The sequence below is a fragment of the Gordonia sp. SL306 genome, from assembly GCF_026625785.1.
Classification (GTDB): domain Bacteria; phylum Actinomycetota; class Actinomycetes; order Mycobacteriales; family Mycobacteriaceae; genus Gordonia.
Genome location: NZ_CP113063.1, coordinates 3,627,478 through 3,641,335, shown reverse-complemented (window position 1 = coordinate 3,641,335; position 13,858 = coordinate 3,627,478). Strand labels below are relative to the sequence as shown.

At 66.9% G+C, this 13,858-nt stretch carries 13 protein-coding genes; 7 read left to right on the top strand and 6 right to left on the bottom strand.

All coding sequences use genetic code 11. The features are described from left to right. Positions 1-115: 115 nt before the first annotated feature. Positions 116-1,099, bottom strand: coding sequence for an LLM class F420-dependent oxidoreductase (locus OVA31_RS16685; RefSeq protein ID WP_267627715.1), 984 nt, complete (start codon positions 1,097-1,099; stop codon positions 116-118). A 155-nt stretch (positions 1,100-1,254) separates the two neighbouring features. Between OVA31_RS16685 and OVA31_RS16680 the strand changes: the two genes are divergently transcribed. Then, a complete protein-coding gene (locus tag OVA31_RS16680) occupies positions 1,255-1,848 on the top strand; it encodes a TetR/AcrR family transcriptional regulator (RefSeq protein WP_267627714.1) in 594 nt (197 codons plus the stop codon). A gap of 194 nt (positions 1,849-2,042) precedes the next feature. Here OVA31_RS16680 and OVA31_RS16675 read toward each other — a convergent pair whose 3' ends face one another. Beyond that, on the bottom strand, positions 2,043-3,005 hold the full coding sequence (locus OVA31_RS16675; protein ID WP_267627713.1) for an SMP-30/gluconolactonase/LRE family protein: 963 nt from the start codon (positions 3,003-3,005) through the stop codon (positions 2,043-2,045). 147 nt (positions 3,006-3,152) lie between these two features. Between OVA31_RS16675 and OVA31_RS16670 the strand changes: the two genes are divergently transcribed. Genes OVA31_RS16670 through OVA31_RS16655 form a run of 4 tightly spaced genes read left to right on the top strand, consistent with a single transcriptional unit; the run spans position 3,153 to position 7,680 of the window. Next, a complete protein-coding gene (locus tag OVA31_RS16670) occupies positions 3,153-3,734 on the top strand; it encodes a TetR/AcrR family transcriptional regulator (RefSeq protein ID WP_267627712.1) in 582 nt (193 codons plus the stop codon). After that, positions 3,727-5,265, top strand: a complete 1,539-nt coding sequence (locus OVA31_RS16665; protein WP_267627711.1) for a flavin-containing monooxygenase — start codon at positions 3,727-3,729, stop codon at positions 5,263-5,265. Before OVA31_RS16670 ends, OVA31_RS16665 begins: the two co-directional genes overlap by 8 nt. Then, positions 5,262-6,992, top strand: a complete 1,731-nt coding sequence (locus OVA31_RS16660) for a GMC family oxidoreductase N-terminal domain-containing protein (RefSeq protein WP_267627710.1) — start codon at positions 5,262-5,264, stop codon at positions 6,990-6,992. Before OVA31_RS16665 ends, OVA31_RS16660 begins: the two co-directional genes overlap by 4 nt. 25 nt (positions 6,993-7,017) lie before the next feature. After that, a complete protein-coding gene (locus tag OVA31_RS16655) occupies positions 7,018-7,680 on the top strand; it encodes a hypothetical protein (protein ID WP_267627709.1) in 663 nt (220 codons plus the stop codon). Between the two features lie 15 nt (positions 7,681-7,695). On the opposite strand, the gene OVA31_RS16650 is transcribed toward OVA31_RS16655, so the two are convergent. The 3 genes from OVA31_RS16650 to OVA31_RS16640 all read right to left on the bottom strand — a co-directional run bounded on the left by OVA31_RS16650 (position 7,696) and on the right by OVA31_RS16640 (position 11,451). After that, complete coding sequence (locus OVA31_RS16650; protein WP_267627708.1) at positions 7,696-8,508, bottom strand: mycofactocin-coupled SDR family oxidoreductase; 813 nt, start codon at positions 8,506-8,508, stop codon at positions 7,696-7,698. Positions 8,509-8,577: 69 nt separating this feature from the next. Beyond that, entirely contained in the window at positions 8,578-9,195 is a 618-nt protein-coding gene (locus OVA31_RS16645) for a TetR family transcriptional regulator (RefSeq protein ID WP_267627707.1), read from the bottom strand. Positions 9,196-9,213: 18 nt separating this feature from the next. Continuing rightward, positions 9,214-11,451, bottom strand: a complete 2,238-nt coding sequence (locus tag OVA31_RS16640; RefSeq protein ID WP_267627706.1) for an MMPL family transporter — start codon at positions 11,449-11,451, stop codon at positions 9,214-9,216. A gap of 192 nt (positions 11,452-11,643) precedes the next feature. Between OVA31_RS16640 and OVA31_RS16635 the strand changes: the two genes are divergently transcribed. Together OVA31_RS16635 and OVA31_RS16630 are read left to right on the top strand one after the other, a co-directional pair. After that, complete coding sequence (locus OVA31_RS16635; RefSeq protein ID WP_267627705.1) at positions 11,644-12,270, top strand: alpha-ketoglutarate-dependent dioxygenase AlkB; 627 nt, start codon at positions 11,644-11,646, stop codon at positions 12,268-12,270. Between the two features lie 113 nt (positions 12,271-12,383). Continuing rightward, positions 12,384-12,923, top strand: coding sequence for a hypothetical protein (locus tag OVA31_RS16630; RefSeq protein WP_267627704.1), 540 nt, complete (start codon positions 12,384-12,386; stop codon positions 12,921-12,923). Positions 12,924-12,945: 22 nt separating this feature from the next. On the opposite strand, the gene OVA31_RS16625 is transcribed toward OVA31_RS16630, so the two are convergent. Beyond that, on the bottom strand, positions 12,946-13,821 hold the full coding sequence (locus tag OVA31_RS16625) for an oxidoreductase (RefSeq protein ID WP_267627703.1): 876 nt from the start codon (positions 13,819-13,821) through the stop codon (positions 12,946-12,948). Positions 13,822-13,858 lie beyond the last annotated feature (37 nt).

The window sequence follows — 13,858 nt, the reverse complement described above, 5'->3', positions numbered from 1 at the left end:
GACAACCTACGCAAAGCCCTCGGTGCGCACGATCGACGAAAAACTGTACCCACTCGGCGGAAGTCTGCGCACGATCGACGAAAAGTTGCGCACGGTCGGCGGTTGGCGGATGCCGTCAGCGCAGCGCCGGCATCACCTCGTTGACGAACAGGTCGAGGCTGCTGCGATCGTGCGCGATGTCGGGAAAATAGAAGATCCCATACGACATCCCCAGGTCGGCCAGGGCAGACAGGTTCTCGACCACCTGCTCCGGCGTCCCGACGGCAGGCATGCCGCGATAGGCCGCCATGCTGCCGGCAGCAGCCTCGGGATGGACGAACCGCGCCAGCCGCTGCTCGAGGGCGTCGAGCCGACGCTCCACCTCGGCATCCGTCTCGGCGATCACGACGTTGTAGTTCGCCGAACGCACGATGGATTCGTAATCGCGCCCCAGGTCGGTGCAGTGTTGTTGCAGCACAGACGATTTGTGCGCGAACCCGTCGACCGTCCCGTCGAAGTTCGTGTAGTCGGCGTACCGGGCGGCGATCCGCAGGGTCTTCCGCTCGCCACCGCCCGCGATCCACAGCGGGAGGCGGCCCGCCGTCGGCCGGGGCGCGCAGATCGCGTCATCGACCTGATAGTGCACGCCGTCGAGACTCGCACGCCCGGTCTCCCAGGCCTGCTTCATGATCGCCACCCCCTCGTCGAGCCGAGCGAGTCGCTCACCAGCGGACGGGAAGCCATAGCCGTAGGCACGCCATTCCTGCTCGTACCACCCGGCGCCGATCCCCATCTGCACTCGCCCGCCGGAGATGAGGTCGGCGGTGGCCGCCACCTTCGCCAGGTACATGGGGTTCCGATAGCTCATCGCCGTACACATCTGCCCGATGTCGACGCGGGTCGTGGTGGCCGCGAAGGCCGACACCAGGCTCCACGCCTCATGGGTGGCCTCGTCGGTCGGCATCGGGACCGTGTGGAAGTGGTCGTAGACCCAGATCGAATCCCATTCCGCCCCTTCGGCGGTCGCGGCCAGCGACGACATCACCGACCACTGATCGGCCGGCGCGATGCCGGTGAGATCGAGACGCCAACCCTGTGGAATGAACAGTCCGAATCGCATGGCCCCACGCTACCCGGGCCGACCAGGCGCCAGTGCCTTCGGTGGGCACTAGACTCGAGGTGTGCCCGACCCGAACGGAGTCGGCGACAGGTAGGAGATCGACGACGATGGGCAGGGTCCGCAGTGAGCGGGTCACCACAACGCGGGCCCGAATCATGTCGACTGCCGAGCGACTCTTCGCCGAGCAGGGTGTTTCGACGGTCTCCAATCGCCAGATCAGCGAGGCCGCAGGCCAGGGCAACAACTACGCCGTCGGGTACCACTTCGGTGGTCGGCTCGAACTGGTCCGGGCCATCCTCGAACATCACAACGCCGAGATCGAACCGCTGCGGCACCACATGGTCGAGGCACTCGGACCGGACGTCGAGATTCGTGACTGGATCGGCTGTCTCGTCGCGCCGCAGACCGACTATCTGGGTTCGCTCGGCACGCCCACCTATTTCGCCCGTTTCTGCGCGCAGATCACGATCGACCCGAAGTTCGGGACTCTGCTCTACGATCAGGCGGTCGCATCCAGTGGATTGATGGCCGTTCTCACCGGCCTGTACTCCTCGCTACCCGCCATTCCCGACACCGTTCTCGAATCGCGAGACACCATGGCGCGCAACATGATCCTGCTGACCCTGGCCGACCATGAGCGGTCTCGTGCCGCCGGCGAGGCGACCGGGTCGTGGTCGGACGTCGGCAACCAGCTCATCGATGCGCTCGTCGGCATCTGGTTGGCACCGGTGACCCACACGCCCGAGTGACAGGCGACCGGCGCAGAGGGCGCCGAACCGCCGAGGACCCCCACATCCCCGGAAGCCCGACACCCCCTGACACGGTCCCCCGACTGCAACCCCGGAGCCCCCCGGCCCCCGGGGTCCGACCCATTCAACCATCATTCAGTCACCTGACTCAACACACCGGCCGAGTTTTCTCGCCAATCGGGGACGACATCGCCTCAGCGTCGCGCGGAGACGGCCAGGAGCGCACCGGACTCGGTGCCGACGATCAGCAGGTCCGGGCGGCCGGGACGCTGCGCGATGGCCGTGACCGGCTGACCGACGCCGGCAACGCAGACCTCGTGGGTCGGCAGATCGACGGTGGCGATCTGGCCGGTGGTCATCGTGACCGCCAGCGTGCGACCGTCGAGCGCGACCAGATCGTCGAGTACTCCCGGGACGGGCCGCGTCACGTCGGCGGCGATCGACACCGCGCCCGGATCCCCGATCGGCACTCGCAGGATCCGTCCGGTGAGACTCATCGTCAATGTCACGTACAGGTTGGCGCCGAGGACGACGATCCCGTTGGTGCTCGTGCCGTTCACAGTAGGAGACAGCGCGAGATTCTTCGGCGCCCGACGGGACCATGCTGTGTCGATGGCTCCGCGACGGTCGATGCGCAGGACCCCGAGGTTGCCGTCGGCGACATAGAGAAAACCGGCGTCGTCGAAGTCCATTCCGTTCGGCATGCCCAGGCCTGTCGCAAAAACCTGCGCGACCGGACGAGGCCGCGAGGGATCCAGCCGGACGATCGTGCCGATGCGCGGTGATCCCGGAATCATGTTGAGTGTGGTGTCACCGGAGGCGATGTAGAGCAGGCCGTCGGGTCCGGTCCGAATGGCACCGGGAGCGACGACACGCACTGCCGCGGTGCGATGCCCGGCCCGATCGAAGCGTTCGACCGTGTTGTCGAGCACCCTCGACACCCAGAGGTTGCCGCCGCCGTCGAAGGTCAGGTTCTCGGCCCAGCCGGTGAGAGCCGGCGACTCGGCCGCGGTGGTGACCGACACCGCGGGGCAACGGGGTGCCGCCGTGGCCTGTGGGCCCACCAACAACGGCACCATTCCGGCGACCACCGCCGCCACCACCACCACACCGACGAATTGAATCCGGCCCACCTTGGTCGTCGGATCTCCCCTCATACCCGCGGCAGCCGACGGCGCGCCAACCCTGTGCAGGTCAGAGGCTATCCGACTCGAGGTCCCTCGGATAGGCGCACGAGGATGTACGACACGGAAACAAACAAGCAGTCTGGACTGTTTCTTGAAATCCCGCTACGCTCTCGCACCATGACCGAGCAGCCCGCACCGGCGACGCGCACCCAGGCCCAGCGCACCGCCGCCACCCAGGCGAAGGTGCTCGATGCGGCCGTCGACGCACTCGTCGAGCTCGGGTACGCCGGGACGACGACCCAGGAGGTCAACCGCCGCGCGGGTGTGTCCCGCGGCGCCCTGCTGCACCACTTCCCCACCCGCGAGGCGCTCGTCGTCGCCGCGGTCTCACACCTCGTGGATCGTCGGCTGACCGAACTCCTGAACCGCCCCCGTACCGGTGACGAGGACATCGAGATCATCGTCGAAGCCTTCAGCGGTCCACTTTTCGATGCGGCACTGGAACTCTGGGTGGCCGCGCGCACCGACCGCGGGCTCCGCGAGGCGATGATCCCCCTCGAGCAACAGGTCACCGACGCGCTGGCCGCCGGGTGCGCCGACCTGTTCGGCGACCGATACACCCCCGCCGAACTCGAGCTCACCGTGGAACTCGCACGTGGACTTGCTGTTTCCCGAATCCTCCGAACCGCCGATGCCGACCGGGCCCTCATCACCCGGCTGCTCCCAGTGTGGAAGGAACTCCTCGACCGCCATGCCTGAACATCCCGAACGCCCCGAGCCGACCGAGGACGTCGACGTCCTGGTCGTCGGAACCGGATTCGGCGGACTCGCCGCCGTCCATCGCCTCCGCACAGACCATCCCCGGCTCACCATCAGGGTCATCGAGCGCGCCGCCGGTCCCGGCGGGGTCTGGCGCGACAACGACTATCCGGGTGCGGCCTGCGACGTGCCGACCTCCCTGTACTCGTTGTCCTTCGCCGACAACCCGGAGTGGTCGCACACCTACGGCCGACAGCACGAGATCCGCCGCTACCTCGAGGCCGTCGCCCGCGACCACGCCGACGTCATCCGGTACAACTGCCCGCTCACGGCGGCGGCCTGGGACGGCGACACCGCGCACTGGATCGCCGAGACCGGGCTCGGCACGATCCGCGCTCGGCACCTCGTGGCCGCCTCCGGCGCCCTCTCCGAGCCGGGTGTCCCCGATCTGCCGGGGTCGGATCGGTTCGGCGGGACGGTGTTCCACACAGCACGGTGGCGTCACGATCACGACCTCACCGGCCGCCACGTCGCGATCGTAGGCAGCGGGGCGTCCGCCGTCCAAGTGGTTCCCGAGATCGTCGACCGGGTCGCGCATCTCACCGTCTTCCAGCGCACGCCCGCCTGGGTCGTCCCGCGGATGGACCGGACCATCGGCCCCGTCGAACGGAGTGCCTATCGCACCCTGCCGATCAGCCACACGCTGATCCGTCGACTCACCTATCTCTATCGGGAGGCCTACGTGGTGATGATGGCCCGCCGGCCACGACTGCTCCCGGCGGCCACCGCCCTCGCGAAGGCGCACCTGCGCCTCCAGGTCCGCGACCGTGGTCTGCGACGACGACTGACCCCCGACTACACGATCGGGTGCAAACGGATGCTGCTGACCAACAAGTGGTTTCCGGCGTTGCAACGTGACAACGTGACGCTGACCGGAGCGATCTCCCGACTCGCCGACGGTGCGGCGGTCGACGCCGACGGCACCGAACACCGGGTCGACACGGTCATCTTCGCCACCGGCTTCACACCCACCACGCCGCCGATCGCCAGGATCCTCCGGGGCCGGGACGGCCGGACACTGGCCGAGGCCTGGGCCGGTTCGCCGAGCGCCTATCGCGGTGTTTCCGTACACGGCTTCCCGAATCTCCACCTGATGTACGGACCGAACACGAACCTGGGACACAGTTCCATCGTGCTGATGCTCGAACCGCAGGCGTACTACATCTCGGCCGTACTCGAACACCTTCGCACCCAGGGCCGTTCGGCCGTCGAGGTGACCGGCGACGCCCAGCGACGCTACGCCGCCCGAATGGACAGCGAGCTCGCAGGTACTGTGTGGAACTCCGGCGGCTGTTCGAGCTGGTACATGGATTCCTCGGGGCGCAACTCGGTGATGTGGCCGACGTTCACCAAGGACTACCGAAAGATGATGTCGCAGTTCGACCCGGCCGATCACCTGATCACCGGCACCAGCTCGTCAACCGCCGACATCACGCCGAGGTTCCCGGACACCGTGGGCGTCGTTCGATGATCGGCCGTCCCACCGTCGGCGCATCCACCACCGATTTCGACGTCATCGTGATCGGCTCCGGCTTCGGCGGCTCGGTCGCCGCGCTCCGGCTGTCCGAGAAGGGTTATCGCGTCGGCGTCCTCGAGGCGGGCAGGCGGTTCGCCGACGACGAACTCCCGGCGACGAGCTGGCGGCTCCGCGATTACCTCTGGGCGCCGTTTCTCGGATGTTATGGCGTGCAACGAATGCATCTTCTCCGCGACGTCCTGGTGATGGCCGGCGCGGGTGTCGGGGGTGGCTCGCTCAACTACGCGAACACGCTCTACCGGCCACCCGCGGCTTTCTTCGACGATCCGCACTGGGGCGCCATCACCGACTGGGCGGACGAACTGGGCCCGTACTACGACCAGGCCGAACGGATGCTGGGCGCCACCACATACGCGCACGTCACCCCCTCCGACGACGTGATGCGCGAGGTGGCAGCGGAATTCGGCGTCGAGGAGACCTTCGTCCCGACGCCGGTCGGCGTCTTCTTCGGGGAATCCGGGGTCACCACCGAGGACCCGTTCTTCGGCGGCGCGGGCCCGGCACGCACCGGCTGTACCGAGTGCGGAGCATGTATGACCGGCTGCCGCGTCGGGGCGAAGAACACCCTGGTGAAGAACTATCTGTATCTCGCCGAACAAGCAGGCGCACAGATCATCCCGATGACCTCGGTGCATGCCGTCCGCCCCAGCGCCGAGGGCGGCTACACCGTCGGGACCCATCGCACCGGACGCCGTCGGCGGGTACGCACCTACACCGCGGACCAGGTGGTCTTCGCGGCCGGCACCTACGGCACCAACAAACTTCTCCTCTCGATGAAGCAGTCCGCAGAGCTCGCCGGCCTCTCGGATCGTCTCGGCCAAGTCGTCCGCACCAATTCGGAGGCCGTACTGGCAGCGACCGCACGCGACCGCACAGTCGATTACACCCAGGGCGTGGCGATCACCTCCTCGTTCCACCCGAATGCGCACACCCATATCGAGCCGGTCCGATACGGCAAGGGCAGCAACCTGATCGGTCTCCTCCAGGCGGTGCTCGTGGACGGCGGCGGACGTGTCCCGCGGGTGGTCAAGGCGATCGGGGCGATGGTTGCCAACCCGGCTGCCGCCCTCCGATCGTTGTCGGTGCGGCACTGGTCGGAGCGCACGATCATCGCATTGGTGATGCAGACCGCCGACAACTCGATCGAACTCTTCGCCAGGCGAGGCCGCCTCGGTCCGCGTCTGCGCAGCCGGCCCGGCGCCGGGGACCCGCCGCCGCGGTGGATCCCCGAGGGTCATCGGGCCGTGCGATCGGTCGCCGGGCGCATCGACGGCGATGCCGGCGGCTCCGTGGTCGACCTCCTGAACATCCCGATGACAGCGCATTTCCTCGGTGGCTGTGCCATCGGCGCCGACTCGCGGACCGGTGTCGTCGACGCCTATCACCGGGTGTTCGGCCACCCGGGGCTGCACATCGTGGACGGTTCGACGGTCTCGGCCAACCTCGGCGTCAACCCGTCGCTCACCATCACCGCCGCGGCCGAACGGGCATTGGCCATGTGGCCCAATAGCGGTGAACAGGACCACCGCCCCGCACCGGGCTCCGCCTACCAGCTGGTGGAGCCGGTGTCACCGAAATACCCGGCCGTCCCGTCCGGCGCCCCGGGCGCGCTGCGCCTCCCGAGACACCTACCCATCAGTCCCGTCCGTCATCACGCCTGAGCACACGAATCCCAGGAGCATCAGCATGTGGAGTGTCGTCGAGTCCCGCACCGATCGTGATCTCTGGCCGGTGAGCCCACCGGCGCCGTGGCCTGCGTCGGTCCGCGCCACCCTCTGGTGGCACCTGGCCACCGACGACGCCCGGTCGCTGGCGATTTCCGACGCCAAGACCATTCCGGTCACGATGGGGATGATGATCGACTACCTCGATTCGCCGGTCGGACCGTATCGCGAAGTCCTCGCCAGCCCGGTGCTCCTGACACCGAGCCGGCGGCTCGGACCTCTTCCACGGCTGCACGTCCCGTTCATCGCGGTGGATTCGGAGACCTCTGTCCACGGTGGCCGCTGCCATTGGATGCTGCCCAAGGTGATGGCGGCGTTCACCGGCTCGGCGACGTCGGAGATGGTCGCCAACGGGGCCGACTGGTCGGTGCACGCCATCGCGCGCTCGCTACCGGTGACACTGCCCATCGCCGGTGCGCTCGGCTTCGCGCAGCCGATCAGCCGGGCGGGCGGACCGGTCGATTTCCTCCGCGCCACGGCGTCGCTCGCCGGGACCTTCCGTCCCGCCCGCGTCGACGTCGTCCTCACCGGGCCGACACTCCCCACCTGGCTGAGAGCGGGTACACATCAGGGCATCACGATCACCCGCGGCCGGATGTCGACCGGCCGCGGGCGTCGCTGCTGACGCCGCGGACCGTACTCAGAAGTACTGCGCGCCACCGTCGATCGAGATGTGTTCGGCCGTGATGAACTTCGACTCGTCCGAGGCGAGGAACGCGACCACATTGGCGATCTCGTCGGCCTCGGCGACGAACTGGTTCAGGAAGGTCATACCCATCCCGGCCAGTCGCGGGTTGGCCGCGTTGGTCTCTTCGATCCGGGCGACCATCTGACCCGACCCCATCGGCGTCGCCACCGCTCCGGGATGGATGCTGTTCACCCGGACGCTGTGGTTCCCGAGTTCGGCGGCGAAGGCCCTCGTCATCCCGACCAGCGCGTGTTTGCTGGTGGTGTAGTGAACCATGAACGGCTGCATCTTCTTTCCGGCAAACGAGCTGGTCAGGATGATCGAGCCGCCACCTCGCTCGATCAGGTGATGCGCGGTTGCGGTCACCGTGTTCCACGCGCCGATCACGTTGATGTCCATGGTGTCGCGGAAGCTGGTGGGAGTCACCTCGTCCCATGTCTCCGGGATGCAGATACCCGCGTTCGCCACCGCGATGTCGAGACCACCGAACGCGGAGACGCCGTCGTCGACGGCTGCCTTCAACTCGTCGAGGTCCCGCACATCACAGCGGACGAGATGCGCTTTCGACCCCTGCTCCTCGACGAGCCGGCCGGTCTCGTCGAGATCCGCCTGGGTCGCCGGGTCGTACGGCACGCCGGGCAGCGGTCCCGCGATGTCGACACCGATGATCTGCGCGCCCTCGCCCGCCAGCCGAACCGCATGGGCGCGCCCCTGGCCCCTGGCGGCACCCGTGATGAAAGCGACCTTGTTGTCGAGACGTCCCATGGCAGAACTCCTTTCGTGACGCGGCGACACCATGCCACCGCAGTCGAAGCAGATGTGATGATGCGCGCCCTAGAGAGGCAGGCCCTGTTCCAGCAGGTCGATGGCCTCCAGCAATCCTCGCAGTAGCTCATCGTCGGCCAGGTCGTCGGACTGGGCGAAATGGAACATCACCCCGCCGGCCGCGGCGATGAACACCCGCAGCCGGAAGTCGTCGACGGTCTTGCCGGTGTACTCCGCGAAGAAGTCCGTCGCCTCGGAGATCGCCCGGTCGGATTCGATCTGATACGCGGTGCGCAGGACCGGTTCGGACTGGATCAGACGCATCCGTTCGGTGTTGCTGGCCCAGTCGTCGGTGGTACCGATCTGGAACAGATCGGTCACCAATCGGCGCAAGAGGTCGAAATGCCCGAGGCCCGGGGGAATCGCGGCGGTCGCCGCGGCCCTCGCCTCCTCGAGGTCGTCGGAGATGACCACCTGTTCTTTCGATGCGAAATACCTGAAGAAGGTGGTGTGGGAGACCTCGGCCTCACGGGCGATCTGTTCGACGGTGGTCTGCGTGTAACCGTGCTCGGCGAAGAGCCCCATCGCCGCCTCGCGGATCGCCTTGCGGGTGCGGATCTTGTTCTTCTCCCGCAACCCGATGCGACGCCCCGGACTGACGCCCGGGGCCGTCGTCGGTGTGGCCATGCTCCCGACCTCCTCGAATCAGCTTGCCGAACCCACTGGCTCCCGTGGTGTCGCCTCGGTGTCGGAGTCCGTCAGTCCACGGTCGCGGACGGCGCCGCCCTCGATGTCGAAGTTCACCACGAGTCGATCCAACCATCTCGGGAGGCCCCAGGCGCGATCTCCGAGCAATGCGATGATCGCCGGTACGACCATCATCCGAATGATGAAGGCGTCGAAGGCAACCGCGACCGCGAGTGCGAACCCGATCATCTTGGACGTCGTGTCCGGGGACAGCATGAACGCGGCGAACACACTGATCATGATGATCGCCGCCGAGGTCACCACTCGTGCACCGTGCCGATAGCCCGCGATGATGGCGTCCTTCGCCGACATCCCGTGGATGTACTCCTCACGCATACGCGTCACGAGGAACACCTGGTAGTCCATGGCAAGGCCGAAGACCACCCCGATCAGGAAGATCGGCAGGAACGACAGGATAGGCTGGGTGTGGCTGATGAGCCCGAAGTTGCCTTCCTGGAAGATCGCCACGGTCACACCGAACGTCGCCAGCACCGAGAAGATGAAGCCGACGGTGCCGATCAACGGGACCCAGATCGATCGGAACACCGCGATCATGATCAGGAAGGCCAGGCCCACCACCACGATGAGGTAGGGAATCAGGGCCTTGTCGAGCTTCGCCGACAGATCCGACATGATCGCCGTCTGCCCACCCACGTGCAGTTGCGCACCCGTGGTCTCCACGACCGGCGTGTAGTCGCGGATCTGCTCCATCAGATCATGGGTGGCCGCATCCGACGGTGCACTCGTCGGCGTCACCGAGATGAGTGCGGTGTTCGCGCCGACCTGAGGTTGCGTCGCGCCGTTGCCCACCCAGGTCAGGGTGTTGGTGTTGGCGACGTCGGGGAGCGTCTTGATGTGTTCGACGGTCTGCGCGGCGGCCACGGTGACGTCACCGTTCTCGGTGTGCACCACCACCAGCAGCGGACCGTTGATGCCCTCACCGAAGCCGCGCTGCAGCAGCGATTGTGCCGCCGCCTCGTCGTCGGTGGTCATCGACATCCCCAACTCGAGCTTCGTGGCCGGGATCGCGGCCAGCACGAGGACGGCCAGGCCCGCGATGATGAACGGCAACGGACGCTTCACGACGGTGCGGCCGAACTTCACGCCGACGGTCTCGGAGTTCTCCGACGGCTCGGCATGTTTGATCCACGGGATACGGGGTGCGAATGCGAACCGTCCGACGGCGCCGAGCAACGCCGGGATCAGGGTCAGTGCGGCGAGGACCGCCACCGCGACGGCGACCGCCGCGCCCATACCCATCTGGGTGATCAGCGGGATACCGACGACCATCAGTGCCACCACCGCGATGATCACGGTCAGCCCGGCGAACACGACCGCCGACCCGGCCGTGCCGACTGCTCTGCCCGCGGCATCGGCGGCACTCCCACCGCGCTGTCGTTCACTGCGATAGCGCGACACGATGAACAGGGCGTAGTCGATCGAGACGGCGATGCCGAGCATCGTGACGATGCCGGTGGCCGTCTGGTTGATGCTCATGAACTTGGCCCCGAGCGTGAGCAGCATGATGGTGATCATCACGCCGACCAATCCGGTGACGAGCGGGATGAATGCGGCGACGAGCGCGCCGAAGGCAACGATCATCACCACGAAGGCCACCGCGAAACCGATCAGTTCGGCCTTGCCGCCCGCTTCCTGCACCTGCATCAGGGAGCCCGTCGCCTCCACGCGTAGCCCGCCACCGCGGTGATCGGCGAGGATCTCCTTGAGCTGATCCTTCTGGTCGACCGTGAGGTCCATCATCTCGATGCTCTGCCGGACCTGGATCAGACCGACCTTGCCGTCGTCGCCGAGGACGGACGAGGCGAGCGCCGGTTGCGCCTTGGCCACCGTGGTCGGGTTCACGACGGTCGTGCCGTCGGTCAACTCGGGCAGCTTGTGCAGATCGGCGACCAGCGCATCGATCTGCGACGAGTGTGCCGCCAGTCCGTCGTCGGCGGCCACCAGCACACTGGTCGATGCCTGCGACTGCTGTTTCATCACGTCGGGGAAGTACTTCTCGACCTGCGACGTCGCGGTTCCCGAATCGGTACCGGGCAGGCTGAAGTCCTTCGCGAACTTCGGGCTCAACGCACCGACGAGACCGGCGACGGTCACGGCAGCGAGCAACCACACCGCGATCACCCACCACTTGTGCCGGAAGGAGAACCTCCCGACCCGGAACAACAACGACGCCATGGTCTTCCCTTCGCACGAGCCCAACAAACAGAAGCCACCAAAAATGTTAGTGACTTCCACTTGTTACTGGATACCGAAAGACTCGGCTGTTCGCCACCACAAAATGGACATTTGTGGCGGACCCCTCGGCGCCATACGGGTGCGATGCACATCATCGAACACATGTTCGCATCATGCGGTAGCCTGTTGGGCATGACCGCGGGCATCCAGCGTTCACTCTTCGATCAGCAGTGCGACCAGACGAGTATCGGAGATCTCGACGCGACCACTCGCCGCATGCTCACCGACGGCGCGTGGGTCGATCTGCGACCGGGCTGGATCGCCGGCTCCGATCTGCTCTTCGACGCGCTGCGCGAGAAGGCCGACTGGCGCACCGAACGTCGACGGATGTACGACCGCGTCGTCGACGTCCCGCGACTCGTCTCGACCTACCTCGAGGCGGCGGCATTCCCCGATCCCCTGCTCCGCGAAGCACGTGAGCGGCTGTCGCGGCACTACCGCGACGAACTGCCCGAGGGTTTCGCGACCGCGGGACTGTGTCTGTATCGCGACGGCTCCGACAGCGTCGCCTGGCACGGCGACCGGATCGGCCGCGGATCCACCGCGGACACGATGGTGGCCATCGTCTCCCTCGGCTCCCCGCGCCCGCTGATGTTGCGGCCCCGCGGCGGCGGATCGTCGGTGCGGTTCGTGGTCGGGCCCGGGGATCTGCTGGTGATGGGTGGGAGCTGTCAACGGACGTGGGAACACGCGGTGCCCAAATCGCCCGGCGTCGGTCCCCGCATCAGTGTGCAGTTCCGCCCGCCCGGCGTCTGGTAGCGGCGGGATCCGACAGACCCGACATCGACCCAACCCGATATCTTTCCCATCCTGGTCGGGTGGTTGAATCGGGGGCGTTGTCACCGCCCTGGGGCCGAGCCGAAAAGAGAATCATGATCCGACAGTCTGCCGCCGTCGCCATTCTGGCCGCCGCCGCGATCGCCACCGCCGCCGCCCCGGCAACGGCCGGTCCACTGGACACTCTCTTCGGCAGTGCGGGCGCGGGAAGCTCAGGGTCGGGCAGTTCCGATCTCCTGAACGCCGGCAGCTCCGCCCTCGGGTCGTCGAGCTCGAAGCCGCAGCATTTCGGCAAGCTCGGCCGCCCCGATGCGACCAATGGCGTGAAGTCCATCAACGTGTGGGCGTATGCGCCCAAGGCACAGGCGATCTCACCGGGCGTGTACCCGAAGAACGCACAGCTCGGCGTGCGGTGGAACTCGACCATCGACGCCGGTCCCGTGGTCGACGGCAACCAGTGCCGCATGGAGGTCCGCCTGTCGGGACCGAAGGTCCCGAAGAAGGCGCAGCTGACCAAGACTCAGGACTGCACCTCGGCGAAGACGTTCCTCCTCCGCGCTCCGGGTTCCTACTCGATCAGCGTCACCGACACCATCTCCGGAGCCTCGAACTCCATCAAGTTCGACGTCCAGTAGCCCGGGCGCCTGCACACCGGCGTCAGATCTGGAAGCCGATGTCTGTCAACTTCTCCGAGGTCGTCCACAGACCATCGCGGATGGCCTTGTCGTCGGCACGCTTGTTGTACCCGGAGATCCCCGGGGCGCCGTGGGCACCGAACATCTGGGTGGGCCCGTAGAAGGTACCGCTCGTGGCATCGGGGGACGTCGCGGCATACAGCGACGGCAGTGCCCCCGCTGCGGCCGACTGCGCGAAAATCTTGTTTGCCGCATTCATGAACACGTCCTCGACCGTCCCGGACTTGCCCTGCAGTTCGGTTGCGGCATAACCGGGGTGCGCGATCAGCGACGCCGTCGCAGACCCGGCGGCGGCAAGTCGATCGGCCAGCTCCTTGCCGAACATGAGGTTGGCCAGCTTGGAGTCGCCGTACGCTCGCCAGCGCCGATAACGTCGCTTGTCCCAGTTGAGGTCCCCGAGGTCGATTCGTCCCATCTGATGCATCGTCGACGACAGCGTCACGACCCGTCCGGTGATCTTCGGCAGGACCAGCGCGGTCAACGCGAAGTGGCCGAGATGATTTGTGCCCATCTGCATCTCGAATCCCTGCGCCGTGCGACCGAGCGGGATCGCCATCACTCCCGCATTGTTGATCAGCACGTCGGCCCCGGTGAGACCGTCGGCGAAGGCACGCACCGAGTCGAGATCGGCGAGGTCGAGTTGGGCCACGGTCGCCGCGGACCCGATCTCCCGCGCCACCACATCGGCCTTCTGCGCGTTACGACACGCGAGGATCACCTCTGCACCCGCCTCAGCCAGCGCCTTCGCGGTCTCCGCACCAAGACCGCTGTTGGCGCCGGTGATGACCACCGTGCGTCCGGACTGATCCGGGATGTCCGATGTCGACCAACCACTCATGCTCACAACCCCCTGCTCGGCGAATGATGCGGTCCAC